This window comes from Escherichia sp. MOD1-EC6819 (assembly GCF_002965765.1).
In the GTDB taxonomy this organism is placed as follows: Bacteria; Pseudomonadota; Gammaproteobacteria; order Enterobacterales; family Enterobacteriaceae; genus Escherichia; species Escherichia ruysiae.
This window is the reverse complement of the sequence record NZ_PTRG01000007.1, coordinates 41329-56463: the sequence shown is the minus strand read 5'-3', so window position 1 is coordinate 56463 and position 15135 is coordinate 41329. Positions and strand designations below refer to the sequence as shown.

Here is a 15135-nt window from a genome sequence, read left to right as displayed (position 1 = left end):
CATTTATACTTGGGTTAATCCGTTATTTTACCCTTTTCCACGGTAAACATCTTCGAATTTTCGTCCGACATGTCTATAACGTGTTCAGCACTTATCGCACTGACAAAGACCTGTGATTGCGTCGCTTTTAAGCGACTGGCAAGCAGTCCGCGACGCTCATCATCAAGCTCAGAGGCAAAATCATCTATCAGGTAGAGACACCGCCGCCCGCTTTCACGGGTGAGGAACTCTCCTTGCGCCAGACGTAAGGCGCACATCAGCAGCTTTAGCTGCCCACGCGATAAGGTATCTTCCACCGGCGCACCGTCGGCGCGAATGCGTAAGTCCGCTTTGTGCGGGCCGTGCGCGGTGTAGGTTAGCTGGCGATCGCGTTCAAAATTACGTTCCAGCACCTCAGCATATTCTGTCTCTTTCTCCCAGCCGCGCTGGAAAGAGAAAGTCAGAGAAAACTCCGGGAGAAATTGCTTACAGGTATCGGCCATATCGGCGGCGATACCGGCGCTGTACTGGGCGCGCCAGGTGCTGATTTGCTCCGCCAGCGGGATCAGTTCTTTATCCCACGGGCGTAGCTGCTCGTAACGAGTCACCTGGCGCAGCGCCGCATTGCGCTGCTTGAGCAAACGCTTGAGATTGCTCCAGGCGGTGAAAAATCCAGGTTCGTTGTGAAAGCATCCCCAGTCGAGGAATGCTCTTCTGTATTTCGGGCCGCCGTTGAGTAAAGTAAACCCTTCTGGCGTTATCAGTTGCATCGGCATCAGATGCGCCAGCTCCGCGACTTTATGCCCGTCAGTACCGTCAATGCGGACTTTGCTGTCGCCCTGTTTATCTTTGGTTAAGCCAATTGCCGTCTCACGCTCTTCGCCCTGTAATCGCCCGTGAAGAATAAACGCCTCCTGCTCATGGCGAATGACGCGACCAATCTGCAAACTACGAAACGCCCGACCGTGACCGAGCGTATAGATGGCTTCCAGCACGCTGGTTTTGCCACTGCCGTTGGCACCCACCAGAAAGTTAAAGCCAGGAGATAAAGCGAGATCCGCGTTTTCGATATTGCGGAAATCGCGGATCAACAAGCGGGTGAGGGACATTACAGTCTCATTGGCATGACAACATAGGCAGCCGACTGTGATGCGGCATCTTCAATCTGCACGCTGGAAACCGAATCGGTCAGCATCATACGCACGTTTTCGCATTTCAGCGCGTTCAGAACATCCAGCACATAGCTAACGTTGAAGCCGATTTCCATTTCTGCACCGCTATAGGTGACGTCGAGGATCTCTTCCGCTTCTTCCTGTTCCGGGTTGTTGGCGGTAATTTTCAACTGGTTTTCACTGACATACAGGCGCACACCACGGAATTTCTCGTTAGAGAGAATCGCCGCACGAGCAAACGCCTGTTTGAGCAGATCACAGCCAGCTTCCAGATGTTTATCCGGGTTCTTCGGCAGAACTCGACGGTAATCCGGGAAGCGACCGTCCACCAGTTTGGAGGTGAAGATAAAGTCGCCAACGTGGGCGCGAATGTTGTTGCTGCCAATCTGCACGCGCAGCGGATTGTCGCCACCGTCGAGCATACGCATTAGTTCAATCACGCCTTTACGCGGCACAATCACCGAATGGCTTGGCAAAGACTGACCAATCGGCATTGAGCAGACCGCCAGACGGTGACCGTCGGTCGCCACGGTACGCAGTTCTTCGCCTTCGGTTTCGAACAACATACCGTTTAAATAATAGCGAACGTCCTGATGCGCCATTGAAAACTGGGTCGCTTCAATCAGACGCTTCATCGTCGCCTGCGGCAGGGTAAATTCGACTTCGCTCTGCCAGTCATCGAGGTTCGGGAAATCCGCCGCTGGTAGGGTAGACAGCGAAAAACGGCTACGCCCGGAGCGCACCAGCATCCGCTCACCTTCCAGTTGCACGGCAATTTCCGCGCCTTCAGGCAGACCACGGCAGATATCAAAGAATTTGCGCGCCGGAACGGTCGTCGCCCCTGGTTCGTGCGGCTGAATCAGCGCAACACGTGCCACCATTTCCATCTCGAGATCAGTACCGGTCAGCGACAACGTACCGTCAGCAACCTGTAACAGCAGATTACCGAGAATCGGTAGCGTAGGACGACCACCTAACGGACCGCTCACCTGTTGTAGCGGTTTTAATAAATGCTCACGTTCTACGGTAAATTTCATAGGATTAAGATGACAATGTTCTGATTAAATTTGAAAAATCTTCTTTGATATCATGGCTTTCTTCACGCAACTGCTCGATCTTACGGCAAGCATGAAGCACCGTCGTGTGGTCACGACCACCAAACGCATCGCCGATCTCTGGCAGACTGTGGTTAGTCAGCTCTTTCGCCAGCGCCATCGCCATCTGGCGCGGACGCGCCACCGAGCGAGATCGACGCTTGGAAAGGAGATCCGCGACTTTGATCTTGTAGTACTCCGCCACCGTCTTCTGAATATTGTCGATGGTGACCAGTTTTTCCTGCAATGCCAGCAAGTCGCGCAGCGCCTCACGCACGAAGTCGATGGTGATCGCCCGTCCGGTAAAGTTAGCGTTAGCAATGACGCGGTTCAGTGCCCCTTCCAGCTCACGCACGTTAGATCGTAGACGCTTGGCGATAAAGAACGCCACTTCGCCCGGCAAACGAATGTCGTTTTCGTCGGCCTTTTTCATCAGGATCGCCACGCGGGTTTCCAGCTCTGGCGGTTCGATCGCCACAGTCAGTCCCCAGCCAAAGCGGGATTTCAAACGATCTTCAACGCCGTTGATCTCTTTCGGATAGCGATCCGAGGTGAGAATGATCTGCTGATTACCTTCAAGCAGGGCGTTGAAGGTGTGGAAAAACTCTTCCTGGGATCGTTCTTTATTAGCAAAAAACTGAATATCGTCGATCAGCAGCGCATCTACGGAACGGTAGTAGCGTTTAAACTCTTCAATCGCGTTGTTTTGCAGAGCTTTTACCATGTCCTGCACAAAACGTTCGGAGTGCATATAAACCACTTTGGCATTGGGCTTGCGCGCCATAATGCCATTGCCCACCGCATGGAGCAGGTGAGTTTTCCCCAGCCCCGTGCCGCCATAAAGGAACAGCGGGTTATAGGCGCCGCCAGGGTTGTCTGCCACCTGGCGAGCCGCCGCGCGCGCCAGTTGGTTAGATTTACCTTCGACGAAGTTATCAAATGTATGTTTAACGTTAACGTTGGAACGATAGGTCGGTTCTGCCGGAGCCGGAACGTTATCCCAACCCGAGCGCGCCGCAGGTGCAGCACGTTGCGGTTGCACCTGAGCGGCCTGAGCTGGTGCAACGGTGTTACTGGCAGGGACTTTCAGCGTTTGTGTCACGGGCTTTGTGCCCACTTCAAAACGCAGCTGTGGGGCATCCGCTCCGCAGAAACTGGTTAGCAGTCCATTGATATTATTGAGGTACTTGTCCCGTACCCAGTCGAGGACAAAACGGTTTGGCGCGTACAAGGCCAGCGTGTTATCGCTCAGTTCCGCCTGCAATGGGCGTATCCACATACTAAATTCTGTGGCTGGTAACTCATCCTGCAATCGGGCAAGACACTGCTGCCAAAGCGAAAGTGACACGGCGGACTCCACTCGAACAAAAGTCGATTATGACTAAGGCTGAAACATTCATGATTGTTGACGCACGTCGAAAAGACCCTGCATGAGGGTGACGCACGAACCGCTGTCTGCGGTTATATGCCCGATCAAGATCCTGCAAAACGATCGGGACCGAGGATCATAGCCTAAACTGCGCAAGAGATCTTCTGTTTCTCACAGATTTTCCCGATTTATCCACAGGACTTTCCAGAACCCGTTAAGTGTAAACGATCCAGGCGCAAGGCGGGCACGATTTAGGCCGCATATTGGAAAATTTAATGACCATAAACAAAATTAGTCTTAATCGATCTAATAAAGATCCTGAGCGATCCTTGCGCTTTACCTGGTAGCCCGTATAATCCTCCACCCGGCGCGCAATGCTGGTTTTCACCGGTATACAGTTGCACTTTTTCCCTGTGAAAAGGTGCGGAAAAGCGCGGTAAATAAGGAAAGAGAATTGACTCCGGAGTGTACAATTATTACAATCCGGCCTCTTTAATCACCCATGGCTTCGGTGTCCATCGTTCGATTTTCGGACGGATATCCAATAAAGCCATTGAATTTATTCAAGTTTAGGTAGAAATCGCCATGAAACGCACTTTTCAACCGTCTGTACTGAAGCGCAACCGTTCTCACGGCTTCCGTGCTCGTATGGCTACTAAAAATGGTCGTCAGGTACTGGCACGTCGTCGTGCTAAAGGCCGTGCTCGTCTGACCGTTTCTAAGTAATAAAGCTAACCCCTGAGTGGTTAAGCTCGCATTTCCCAGGGAGTTACGCTTGTTAACTCCCAGTCAATTCACATTCGTCTTCCAGCAGCCACAACGGGCTGGCACGCCGCAAATCACCATCCTCGGCCGCCTGAATTCGCTGGGGCATCCCCGTATCGGTCTTACAGTCGCCAAGAAAAACGTTCGACGAGCGCATGAACGCAATCGGATTAAACGTCTGACGCGTGAAAGCTTCCGTCTACGCCAACATGAACTCCCGGCTATGGATTTCGTGGTGGTGGCGAAAAAAGGGGTTGCCGACCTCGATAACCGTGCTCTCTCGGAAGCGTTGGAAAAATTATGGCGCCGCCACTGTCGCCTGGCTCGCGGGTCCTGATAGCCCTTATTCGGGTCTACCAACGCCTGATTAGTCCGCTACTCGGGCCGCATTGTCGTTTCACTCCAACCTGTTCAAGCTACGGAATTGAGGCATTGCGCAGGTTTGGAGTGATAAAAGGCAGTTGGTTGACGGTGAAACGCGTATTAAAATGCCACCCTTTACACCCTGGTGGTGACGATCCCGTCCCGCCCGGACCATTTGATACCAGAGAACACTAACGATGGATTCGCAACGCAATCTTTTAGTCATCGCTTTGCTGTTCGTGTCTTTCATGATCTGGCAAGCCTGGGAGCAGGATAAAAACCCGCAACCTCAGGTTCAACAGACCACGCAGACAACGACCACCGCAGCGGGTAGCGCCGCCGACCAGGGCGTACCGGCCAGTGGCCAGGGGAAACTGATTTCGGTTAAAACCGACGTGCTTGATCTGACCATCAACACCCGTGGTGGTGATGTTGAGCAGGCCCTGCTGCCGGCTTACCCGAAAGAACTGAACTCTACCCAGCCGTTCCAGCTGCTGGAAACCTCACCGCAGTTTATTTATCAGGCACAGAGCGGTCTGACCGGTCGTGATGGCCCGGATAACCCGGCTAACGGCCCGCGTCCGCTGTATAACGTTGAAAAAGACGCTTATGTGCTGGCTGAAGGTCAAAACGAACTGCAGGTGCCGATGACGTATACCGACGCGGCAGGCAACACGTTTACCAAAACGTTTGTCCTGAAACGTGGTGATTACGCTGTCAACGTCAACTACAACGTGCAGAACGCTGGCGAGAAACCGCTGGAAATCTCCACCTTTGGTCAGTTGAAGCAATCCATCACTCTGCCTCCGCATCTCGATACCGGAAGCAGCAACTTCGCACTGCACACCTTCCGTGGCGCGGCGTACTCCACGCCTGATGAGAAGTACGAGAAATACAAATTCGATACCATTGCCGATAACGAAAACCTGAACATCTCTTCGAAAGGTGGTTGGGTGGCGATGCTGCAACAGTATTTCGCGACGGCGTGGATCCCGCATAACGACGGTACCAACAACTTCTATACCGCTAATCTGGGTAACGGCATCGCCGCTATCGGCTATAAATCTCAGCCGGTACTGGTTCAGCCTGGTCAGACTGGCGCGATGAACAGCACCCTGTGGGTTGGCCCGGAAATCCAGGACAAAATGGCAGCTGTTGCTCCGCACCTGGATCTGACCGTTGATTACGGTTGGTTGTGGTTCATCTCTCAGCCGCTGTTCAAACTGCTGAAATGGATCCATAGCTTTGTGGGTAACTGGGGCTTCTCCATTATCATCATCACCTTTATCGTTCGTGGCATCATGTACCCGCTGACCAAAGCGCAGTACACCTCCATGGCGAAGATGCGTATGCTGCAGCCGAAGATTCAGGCTATGCGTGAGCGTCTGGGCGATGACAAACAGCGTATCAGTCAGGAAATGATGGCGCTGTACAAAGCTGAGAAGGTTAACCCGCTGGGCGGCTGCTTCCCGCTGCTGATCCAGATGCCAATCTTCCTGGCGTTGTACTACATGCTGATGGGTTCCGTTGAACTGCGTCAGGCACCGTTTGCATTGTGGATCCACGACCTGTCTGCACAGGACCCGTACTACATCCTGCCGATCCTGATGGGCGTAACGATGTTCTTCATTCAGAAGATGTCGCCGACCACCGTGACCGACCCGATGCAGCAGAAGATCATGACCTTTATGCCGGTTATCTTCACCGTGTTCTTCCTGTGGTTCCCGTCAGGTCTGGTGCTGTACTATATCGTCAGCAACCTGGTAACCATTATTCAGCAGCAGCTGATTTACCGTGGTCTGGAAAAACGTGGCCTGCATAGCCGCGAGAAGAAAAAATCCTGATTCGGTGAGTTTTCGCTAAAATAAGGGCGGTCAGTTGACCGCCTTTTTTCTTTTCGTAGGGCGGATAAGCACCGCGCATCCGCCACACAAAGCAACAGGAACATCATGAGCGATAATGACACTATCGTAGCCCAGGCCACGCCTCCGGGACGTGGCGGTGTTGGCATCCTGCGCATCTCCGGCCTCAAAGCCCGTGAAGTTGCCGAAACCGTGCTGGGTAAACTGCCTAAGCCACGCTACGCCGATTATCTTCCGTTTAAAGACGCCGACGGCAGCGTGCTCGATCAGGGGATTGCGCTATGGTTCCCTGGCCCGAACTCGTTTACTGGCGAAGATGTGCTGGAACTGCAAGGTCATGGCGGTCCGGTGATCCTCGACCTGCTGTTAAAACGCATTCTGACCATTCCCGGCCTGCGGATTGCTCGCCCTGGTGAGTTTTCCGAACGCGCGTTTCTTAACGATAAACTCGACTTAGCCCAGGCCGAGGCGATTGCCGATCTTATCGACGCCAGTTCGGAACAGGCAGCCCGTTCGGCACTTAACTCGCTGCAAGGCGCATTCTCCGCACGGGTCAACCATCTGGTGGAAGCCCTCACCCACTTGCGCATTTACGTCGAAGCGGCAATTGATTTCCCCGATGAAGAGATCGATTTCCTCTCCGACGGAAAAATTGAAGCCCAGCTCAATGACGTGATTGCCGACCTCGACGCAGTACGCGCCGAAGCACGTCAGGGTAGTCTGCTGCGCGAAGGGATGAAGGTGGTGATTGCCGGGCGCCCAAATGCCGGTAAATCGAGCCTGTTAAACGCGCTGGCAGGCCGTGAAGCGGCAATCGTGACTGATATTGCCGGAACCACGCGCGACGTGCTGCGTGAGCATATTCATATTGACGGGATGCCTCTACATATTATCGATACCGCCGGGCTACGAGAAGCCAGCGACGAAGTGGAACGTATTGGTATCGAGCGCGCGTGGCAGGAAATTGAACAGGCCGATCGCGTGCTGTTTATGGTTGATGGCACGACGACAGACGCCGTTGATCCAGCAGAGATCTGGCCGGAGTTTATCGCCCGTCTGCCTGCAAAACTGCCGATCACCGTGGTGCGCAATAAAGCCGACATTACCGGCGAAACGCTGGGAATGAGCGAAGTGAACGGTCACGCGTTGATTCGTCTCTCTGCAAGGACTGGCGAAGGCGTGGATGTGTTGCGTAACCATCTCAAACAGAGCATGGGTTTCGACACGAATATGGAAGGTGGCTTCCTGGCGCGTCGTCGTCACTTACAGGCGCTGGAACAGGCGGCGGAACATCTACAACAGGGCAAAGCGCAACTGTTGGGAGCCTGGGCAGGTGAACTGCTGGCGGAAGAGTTGCGCCTGGCACAGCAGAACTTAAGCGAAATCACCGGGGAATTTACCTCTGATGATTTGCTGGGGCGGATTTTCTCCAGCTTCTGTATCGGTAAGTAACCCGTACCTACAAAGCCGCATCCTGATTGCCTGATGCGGCTTTGCTTTCTTGTTAGCACTCTTATTATTACTCAACTCTTTTTATAAACCTTAACCTTCTCACGTAACTTATTTTCTTAAAAAAGCATTTAATATTGCTTCGTAATCGTTTGTGATTCGATTCACATTTAAACAATTTCAGAATAGACAAAAATCTTGAGTATTATACTGTAACGTCGTGTCTTTCGAGGATAAGTGCATTATGAATACCTTACATATATGTGTGACCTCAAAGTGGTTTAATATTGACAACAGAATTGTCGATCACCGCCCTTAATTTACCCTTCTGTAGCCATCATCAGAACCAAACCGAATTAGATTCCATGTGATCTATTTGTTTGCTATATCTTAATTTTGCCTTTTGCAAAGGCTATCTCTCATTTATTTACTTGTTTTAGTAAATGATGGCTCTTGCATATATATCTGGCGAATTAATAGATATTGCAAATGTAATATTCACAGGGATCACTGCAATTAAAATAAATGAAGGATTATGCAATGGAAAACTTTAAACACCTCCCTGAACCGTTCCGCATTCGTGTTATTGAGCCAGTAAAACGTACCACTCGCGCTTATCGTGAAGAAGCGATTATTAAATCCGGTATGAACCCATTTCTGCTGGATAGCGAAGATGTGTTTATCGATTTACTGACCGACAGTGGCACCGGAGCGGTGACGCAGAGTATGCAGGCAGCGATGATGCGCGGCGACGAAGCCTACAGCGGCAGCCGCAGCTACTACGCATTAGCCGAGTCAGTGAAGAATATCTTTGGTTATCAATACACCATTCCGACTCACCAGGGGCGTGGCGCAGAGCAAATCTACATTCCGGTACTGATTAAAAAACGCGAGCAGGAAAAAGGGCTGGATCGCAGCAAAATGGTAGCGTTCTCGAACTATTTCTTCGACACCACTCAGGGGCATAGCCAGATTAACGGCTGTACCGTGCGTAACGTCTATATCAAAGAAGCCTTCGATACGGGCGTGCGTTACGACTTTAAAGGTAACTTTGACCTCGAAGGATTAGAACGCGGTATTGAGGAAGTTGGCCCGAATAACGTGCCATATATCGTTGCTACCATCACCAGTAACTCCGCAGGTGGTCAGCCGGTTTCACTGGCAAATATGAAAGCGATGTACAGCATTGCGAAGAAATATGACATTCCTGTAGTGATGGACTCCGCGCGCTTTGCTGAAAACGCCTATTTCATCAAGCAACGTGAAGCGGAATACAAAGACTGGACTATCGAGCAAATTACCCGCGAAACCTACAAATATGCCGATATGCTGGCAATGTCCGCCAAGAAAGATGCGATGGTGCCGATGGGCGGCCTGCTGTGCGTGAAAGACGACAGCTTCTTCGATGTCTATACCGAGTGCAGAACCCTTTGCGTGGTGCAGGAAGGCTTCCCGACTTATGGTGGTCTGGAAGGTGGCGCGATGGAGCGTCTGGCTGTGGGTCTGTATGATGGCATGAATCATGACTGGCTGGCTTATCGTATTGCGCAGGTGCAGTATCTGGTCGATGGTCTGGAAGAGATTGGCGTTGTGTGTCAGCAGGCGGGCGGTCACGCGGCGTTCGTTGATGCAGGTAAACTGTTGCCGCATATTCCGGCAGATCAGTTCCCGGCACAGGCGCTGGCGTGCGAGCTGTATAAAGTCGCCGGTATCCGTGCGGTAGAAATTGGTTCTTTCCTGTTAGGCCGCGATCCGAAAACCGGTAAACAACTGCCGTGCCCGGCAGAATTGCTGCGTTTAACCATTCCACGCGCAACCTATACTCAAACACATATGGACTTTATTATTGAAGCCTTCAAACATGTGAAAGAGAACGCAGCAAATATTAAAGGGTTAACCTTTACCTACGAACCGAAAGTATTGCGTCACTTCACCGCAAAACTGAAAGAAGTTTAATTAATACACTCAGAGTGGCTATAAGGATGTTAGCCACTCCACTCCCTACATCCTCAATAACAAAAATAGCCTTCCTCTAAAGGTGGCATCATGACTGAACAAGCAGAAAAAAAACACTCTGCATTTTGGGGTGTTATGGTTATAGCAGGTACAGTAATCGGTGGAGGTATGTTTGCTTTACCTGTTGATCTTGCCGGTGCCTGGTTTTTCTGGGGTGCCTTTATCCTTATCATTGCCTGGTTTTCAATGCTACATTCTGGGTTACTTTTATTAGAAGCAAATTTAAATTATCCCGTCGGCTCCAGTTTTAATACCATCACTAAAGATTTAATCGGTAACACCTGGAACATTATCAGCGGCATTACCGTTGCCTTCGTTCTCTATATTCTCACTTACGCCTATATCTCCGCTAACGGCGCGATCATTAGCGAAACGATATCAATGAATCTGGGCTACCATGCCAATCCTCGCATTGTCGGGATCTGCACGGCCATTTTCGTCGCCAGCGTATTATGGATAAGTTCGTTAGCCGCCAGCCGTATCACGTCATTGTTCCTCGGGCTGAAGATTATCTCCTTTGTCATTGTGTTTGGCTCTTTCTTCTTCCAGGTCGATTATTCCGTTCTACGTGATGCCACCAGCACGACTGCGGGGACGTCTTACTTCCCGTACATTTTTATGGCTCTGCCAGTGTGCCTTGCGTCATTTGGTTTCCACGGCAATATTCCCAGCCTGATTATTTGCTATGGCAAACGCAAAGATAAGCTCATCAAAAGCGTGGTTTTCGGTTCGCTGCTGGCGCTGGTGATTTATCTCTTCTGGCTGTATTGCACGATGGGGAATATTCCGCGTGAAAGTTTTAAAGCGATTATCTCCTCCGGCGGCAACGTCGATTCACTGGTGAAATCGTTCCTCGGCACCAAACAACATGGCATTATCGAGTTTTGCCTGCTGGTGTTCTCTAACTTAGCTGTCGCCAGTTCGTTCTTTGGCGTCACGCTGGGACTGTTCGATTATCTGGCGGATCTGTTTAAGATTGATAACTCCCACGGCGGGCGTTTCAAAACCGTGCTGTTAACCTTCCTGCCACCCGCGTTGTTGTATCTGGTCTTCCCGAATGGCTTTATTTACGGGATCGGCGGTGCCGGGCTGTGCGCCACCATCTGGGCGGTCATTATCCCTGCGGTATTGGCAATCAAAGCCCGCAAGAAGTTTCCCAACCAGATGTTCACGGTTTGGGGCGGCAATCTCATTCCGGCGATTGTCATTCTCTTTGGTATAACCGTAATTTTATGCTGGTTCGGTAACGTTTTTAACGTGTTACCTAAATTTGGCTGATCCCTTCAAGAAGCCAGCTATTTTGCTGGCTTCTTGCCTGTCAGGAAATCTCTTTTGTCCAAATGGCAACTCGCCTGATTCTCCGTCACCACGTATGCTTTGCGTCACCTTTCCGTCAGGACGCTTTAGCTCATGTCCCGTTTCTTAATTTGTAGTTTTGCCCTGGTTTTACTTTATCCCGCAGGGATTGATATGTACCTCGTTGGTTTACCGCGCATCGCCGCCGACCTCAATGCCAGCGAAGCGCAGTTACATATTGCGTTTTCCGTTTATCTGGCGGGAATGGCGGCAGCGATGTTATTTGCCGGTAAAGTGGCCGATCGTTCAGGGAGAAAGCCGGTCGCCATACCCGGCGCGGCGCTATTTATTATCGCCTCAGTGTTCTGTTCACTGGCTGAAACCAGCGCGTTATTTCTTGCAGGACGCTTTCTACAGGGGCTGGGCGCGGGCTGTTGTTACGTGGTGGCGTTCGCCATTTTACGCGACACACTGGACGATCGACGTCGGGCAAAAGTGCTGTCGTTACTCAACGGTATTACCTGCATCATTCCGGTGTTAGCACCGGTACTCGGGCATCTGATTATGCTTAAATTCCCGTGGCAAAGCCTGTTCTGGGTAATGGCGATGATGGGCTTCGCAGTACTGATGTTGTCTTTATTTATTTTAAAAGAAACGCGCCCTGCCGCGCCTGCCGCTTCGGACAAACCACGAGAAGATACTGAATCGCTGCTTAACCGTTTTTTCCTCAGCCGTGTTGTTATCACCACCCTCAGCGTTTCGGTGATCCTCACCTTCGTGAATACGTCGCCTGTATTGATGATGGAAATCATGGGTTTTGAGCGCGGAGAATACGCCACCATTATGGCGCTGACCGCAGGCGTCAGTATGACCGTATCGTTCTCCACGCCGTTTGCATTGGGAATTTTTAAGCCGCGAACGCTGATGATCACCTCGCAGGTGTTATTCCTGGCGGCGGGTATCACCCTTGCCGTTTCACCTTCCCATGCGGTTTCTCTGTTTGGTATCACGCTGATTTGTGCCGGTTTCTCGGTAGGTTTTGGTGTGGCGATGAGTCAGGCGTTAGGGCCGTTTTCATTACGCGCGGGCGTAGCCAGCTCGACCTTAGGTATTGCGCAAGTTTGCGGTTCGTCACTGTGGATTTGGCTGGCGGCGGTGGTTGGTATCGGCGCATGGAATATGCTGATCGGGATTCTGATTGCCTGTAGCATAGTGAGCCTGTTGCTGATTATGTTCGTCGCGCCTGGACGCCCGGTTGCCGCTCATGAAGAAATCCATCACCACGCTTGATCTCAATTTGCTGCTCTGTCTGCAATTGCTGATGCAGGAGCGCAGCGTAACCAAAGCGGCGAAACGGATGAACGTCACGCCTTCGGCGGTGAGCAAGTCATTAGCAAAACTTCGGGCATGGTTTGATGATCCGCTCTTTGTGAACTCACCGCTGGGTCTGACGCCCACGCCGCTGATGGTCAGCATGGAACAAAATCTGGCGGAATGGATGCAAATGAGCAATCTGCTGCTGGATAAACCGCATCACGAAACGCCGCGCGGCCTTAAGTTTGAGTTAGCGGCGGAGTCGCCGCTGATGATGATCATGTTTAACGCGTTATCGAAACAGATCTACCAGCGTTACCCCCAGGCGACCATCAAACTACGTAACTGGGATTACGATTCGCTGGATGCAATTACCCGTGGCGAAGTGGATATCGGTTTTTCCGGTCGTGAAAGTCATCCCCGTTCGCGGGAGCTACTAAGTTCGTTGCCGTTATCCATTGATTATGAAGTGCTGTTTAGTGATGTGCCCTGCGTCTGGCTACGCAAAGATCATCCGGCACTACGTGAAGCGTGGGATCTGGACACCTTTCTGCGTTATCCGCATATCAGCATTTGCTGGGAACAGAGCGACACCTGGGCGCTGGACAATGTGTTACAGGAGCTAGGCCGAGAACGCACGATTGCTATGAGTCTGCCAGAATTTGAGCAGGCACTATTTATGGCGGCGCAGCCCGACAATCTGCTAATGGCGACCGCGCCACGCTACTGTCAGTACTACAATCAGCTCCACCAACTGCCGTTGGTTGCTCTTCCTCTCCCCTTTGACGAAAGCCAGCAAAAAAAACTGGAAGTACCGTTTACTCTGCTGTGGCACAAACGGAATAGCCATAACCCGAAGATCGTCTGGTTACGGGAAACCATTAAAAATATTTACGCCTCGATAGCATAATAAAATCGTATAAAATGCGACCACATTTCACGATAAAATGTAAAAAACATGTAATAAACTTATCCGAATCGAACTTTTCGCCACTTTAGTCTGTCCATAGTTCCAGCAAATGATTACTCTTGTATTCATAATGGACCATTAAGCATGGAGCGAAAAATGGCGACTCACTTTGCCCGAGGGATTTTAACGGAAGGACATTTGATATCTGTTCGTCTCCCCTCCCGGTGTCATCAAGAAGCCCGAAATCTTCCCCCTCATCGTCAAAGTCGTTTTCTGGCGTCCAGAGGTTTACTCGCAGAACTGATGTCTATGCTGTATGGCATAAGCGAATTACCAGAGATCGTCACCCAGGCTAAAGGAAAGCCGGTTTTCCTCGATAAAAATTTGCCATCATTTTCAATATCCTATGCCGGAAATATGGTCGGCGTAGCGTTAACAACCGAAGGTGAGTGTGGTCTCGATATGGAGCTACAGCGCGCAACACGCGGGTTTCATAGTCCCCATGCACCCGATAACCCTATTTTTTCCAGCAATGAATCGTTATGGATCAGTAAGCAGAACGATCCTAATGAAGCACGAGCGCAACTCATTACTTTGCGCCGAAGCGTGCTAAAACTTACCGGCGATGTACTGAATGACGACCCGCGCGATCTGCAATTGCTGCCCATTGCCGGACGCCTGAAATGTGCCCATGTAAATCATGTAGAAGCGTTATGCGACGCAGAGGACGTGCTGGTGTGGTCCGTGGCGGTCACTCCAGCGATTGAGAAGCTCAGTGTCTGGGAGTTAGATGGTAAGCAAGGCTGGAAAAGTCTGCCGGATATTCACAGTCGCGCCAACAACCCCACCAGCCGGATGATGCGTTTTGCCCAGCTATCTACCGTGAAGTCTTTTTCGCCAAATTGATAGACAACCACAGGAGTCATCATGTCTGAAAAATTGAAGGTGGTTACGTTACTGGGGAGCCTGCGCAAAGGCTCATTTAATGGCATGGTTGCACGTACACTGCCGAAAATTGCCCCTGCGGGTATGGAAGTCAATGCGTTACCTTCCATTGCCGACATTCCTCTGTATGACGCTGACGTACAGCAGGAAGAAGGTTTTCCAGCGGCAGTTGAAACTCTGGCGGAACAAATTCGCCAAGCTGACGGCGTGGTGATCGTCACGCCGGAATATAACTACTCCGTGCCGGGCGGACTGAAAAATGCCATCGACTGGCTATCTCGCCTGCCGGATCAACCGCTGGCCGGTAAACCGGTGTTGATTCAGACCAGCTCAATGGGCGTGATTGGCGGCGCGCGCTGCCAGTATCACCTGCGCCAGATTCTGGTTTTTCTCGACGCGATGGTAATGAACAAACCGGAGTTTATGGGCGGTGTGATTCAGAACAAAGTCGATCCACAAACCGGAGAAGTGATTGATCAAGGAACACTGGATCATCTGACCGGACAATTGACCGCATTTGGCGAGTTTATTCAGCGGGTGAAACTCTAAATAAAAAACCCGCCAGCGGTAACTCATGGCGGGTTTTTTAACGAGTTATCGA

16 protein-coding genes are annotated in these 15135 nt (G+C 51.2%); 13 read left to right on the top strand and 3 right to left on the bottom strand.

Annotated features, from left to right (window positions below; all coding sequences use genetic code 11):
- Positions 1-14: 14 nt before the first annotated feature.
- Genes recF through dnaA form a run of 3 tightly spaced genes read right to left on the bottom strand, consistent with a single transcriptional unit; the run spans position 15 to position 3593 of the window.
- Positions 15-1088, bottom strand: coding sequence for a DNA replication/repair protein RecF (gene recF, locus A7Z06_RS11500; RefSeq protein ID WP_000060090.1), 1074 nt, complete (start codon positions 1086-1088; stop codon positions 15-17).
- Entirely contained in the window at positions 1088-2188 is a 1101-nt protein-coding gene (gene dnaN, locus A7Z06_RS11495) for a DNA polymerase III subunit beta (protein ID WP_000673456.1), read from the bottom strand. Before dnaN ends, recF begins: the two co-directional genes overlap by 1 nt.
- Positions 2189-2192: 4 nt before the next feature.
- Positions 2193-3593, bottom strand: a complete 1401-nt coding sequence (dnaA, locus tag A7Z06_RS11490; protein WP_000059098.1) for a chromosomal replication initiator protein DnaA — start codon at positions 3591-3593, stop codon at positions 2193-2195.
- A 296-nt stretch (positions 3594-3889) separates the two neighbouring features.
- On the opposite strand from dnaA, the gene A7Z06_RS22440 reads away from it, so the two are divergent.
- From A7Z06_RS22440 to yieF, 13 genes are all read left to right on the top strand, one after another.
- Positions 3890-3961 carry a hypothetical protein gene (locus A7Z06_RS22440; RefSeq protein WP_123056761.1) on the top strand — a complete coding sequence of 24 codons (72 nt, stop codon included), beginning with the start codon at positions 3890-3892 and terminating at the stop codon, positions 3959-3961.
- Between the two features lie 238 nt (positions 3962-4199).
- On the top strand, positions 4200-4340 hold the full coding sequence (gene rpmH, locus A7Z06_RS11485) for a 50S ribosomal protein L34 (RefSeq protein WP_000831330.1): 141 nt from the start codon (positions 4200-4202) through the stop codon (positions 4338-4340).
- Positions 4341-4356: 16 nt separating this feature from the next.
- Positions 4357-4716, top strand: coding sequence for a ribonuclease P protein component (gene rnpA / locus A7Z06_RS11480; RefSeq protein WP_000239730.1), 360 nt, complete (start codon positions 4357-4359; stop codon positions 4714-4716).
- Positions 4680-4937 carry a membrane protein insertion efficiency factor YidD gene (yidD, locus tag A7Z06_RS11475; RefSeq protein ID WP_001307474.1) on the top strand — a complete coding sequence of 86 codons (258 nt, stop codon included), beginning with the start codon at positions 4680-4682 and terminating at the stop codon, positions 4935-4937. Before rnpA ends, yidD begins: the two co-directional genes overlap by 37 nt.
- Positions 4938-4939: 2 nt before the next feature.
- A complete protein-coding gene (gene yidC / locus A7Z06_RS11470) occupies positions 4940-6586 on the top strand; it encodes a membrane protein insertase YidC (RefSeq protein WP_000378289.1) in 1647 nt (548 codons plus the stop codon).
- 105 nt (positions 6587-6691) lie between these two features.
- Positions 6692-8056: a tRNA uridine-5-carboxymethylaminomethyl(34) synthesis GTPase MnmE gene (mnmE, locus tag A7Z06_RS11465; RefSeq protein ID WP_001282361.1), complete on the top strand. Its 1365-nt coding sequence runs from the start codon at positions 6692-6694 to the stop codon at positions 8054-8056.
- 241 nt (positions 8057-8297) lie between these two features.
- Positions 8298-8372, top strand: coding sequence for a tryptophanase leader peptide (gene tnaC, locus A7Z06_RS11460; protein WP_032147965.1), 75 nt, complete (start codon positions 8298-8300; stop codon positions 8370-8372).
- Between the two features lie 221 nt (positions 8373-8593).
- The gene (tnaA, locus tag A7Z06_RS11455) at positions 8594-10009 is read left to right on the top strand and encodes a tryptophanase (RefSeq protein ID WP_010347274.1); all 1416 of its coding nucleotides are present in this window, start codon (positions 8594-8596) and stop codon (positions 10007-10009) included.
- Between the two features lie 90 nt (positions 10010-10099).
- Positions 10100-11347 carry a low affinity tryptophan permease TnaB gene (tnaB, locus tag A7Z06_RS11450; protein WP_000138823.1) on the top strand — a complete coding sequence of 416 codons (1248 nt, stop codon included), beginning with the start codon at positions 10100-10102 and terminating at the stop codon, positions 11345-11347.
- Between the two features lie 132 nt (positions 11348-11479).
- Positions 11480-12655 (top strand): multidrug efflux MFS transporter MdtL, encoded by a 1176-nt coding sequence (gene mdtL, locus A7Z06_RS11445; protein WP_000085972.1) that lies wholly within the window; start codon positions 11480-11482, stop codon positions 12653-12655.
- On the top strand, positions 12630-13589 hold the full coding sequence (gene yidZ / locus A7Z06_RS11440; RefSeq protein ID WP_000748505.1) for an HTH-type transcriptional regulator YidZ: 960 nt from the start codon (positions 12630-12632) through the stop codon (positions 13587-13589). Before mdtL ends, yidZ begins: the two co-directional genes overlap by 26 nt.
- Positions 13590-13745: 156 nt before the next feature.
- Positions 13746-14495, top strand: coding sequence for a 4'-phosphopantetheinyl transferase family protein (locus A7Z06_RS11435; protein ID WP_010347267.1), 750 nt, complete (start codon positions 13746-13748; stop codon positions 14493-14495).
- 21 nt (positions 14496-14516) lie between these two features.
- The gene (gene yieF, locus A7Z06_RS11430; RefSeq protein WP_001291114.1) at positions 14517-15083 is read left to right on the top strand and encodes a class I chromate reductase YieF; all 567 of its coding nucleotides are present in this window, start codon (positions 14517-14519) and stop codon (positions 15081-15083) included.
- Positions 15084-15135 lie beyond the last annotated feature (52 nt).

Bases quoted from the DNA above. Each gene is read 5' to 3' on its own strand.
- yidD (WP_001307474.1), top strand. From the start codon at position 4,680: ATGGCGCCGCCACTGTCGCCTGGCTCGCGGGTCCTGATAGCCCTTATT.
- yidC (WP_000378289.1), top strand. From the start codon at position 4,940: ATGGATTCGCAACGCAATCTTTTAGTCATCGCTTTGCTGTTCGTGTCT.
- mnmE (WP_001282361.1), top strand. From the start codon at position 6,692: ATGAGCGATAATGACACTATCGTAGCCCAGGCCACGCCTCCGGGACGT.
- mdtL (WP_000085972.1), top strand. From the start codon at position 11,480: ATGTCCCGTTTCTTAATTTGTAGTTTTGCCCTGGTTTTACTTTATCCC.
- tnaB (WP_000138823.1), top strand. From the start codon at position 10,100: ATGACTGAACAAGCAGAAAAAAAACACTCTGCATTTTGGGGTGTTATG.
- yieF (WP_001291114.1), top strand. From the start codon at position 14,517: ATGTCTGAAAAATTGAAGGTGGTTACGTTACTGGGGAGCCTGCGCAAA.
- recF (WP_000060090.1), bottom strand. From the start codon at position 1,088: ATGTCCCTCACCCGCTTGTTGATCCGCGATTTCCGCAATATCGAAAAC.
- A7Z06_RS11435 (WP_010347267.1), top strand. From the start codon at position 13,746: ATGGCGACTCACTTTGCCCGAGGGATTTTAACGGAAGGACATTTGATA.
- tnaA (WP_010347274.1), top strand. From the start codon at position 8,594: ATGGAAAACTTTAAACACCTCCCTGAACCGTTCCGCATTCGTGTTATT.
- rpmH (WP_000831330.1), top strand. From the start codon at position 4,200: ATGAAACGCACTTTTCAACCGTCTGTACTGAAGCGCAACCGTTCTCAC.
- dnaN (WP_000673456.1), bottom strand. From the start codon at position 2,188: ATGAAATTTACCGTAGAACGTGAGCATTTATTAAAACCGCTACAACAG.
- yidZ (WP_000748505.1), top strand. From the start codon at position 12,630: ATGAAGAAATCCATCACCACGCTTGATCTCAATTTGCTGCTCTGTCTG.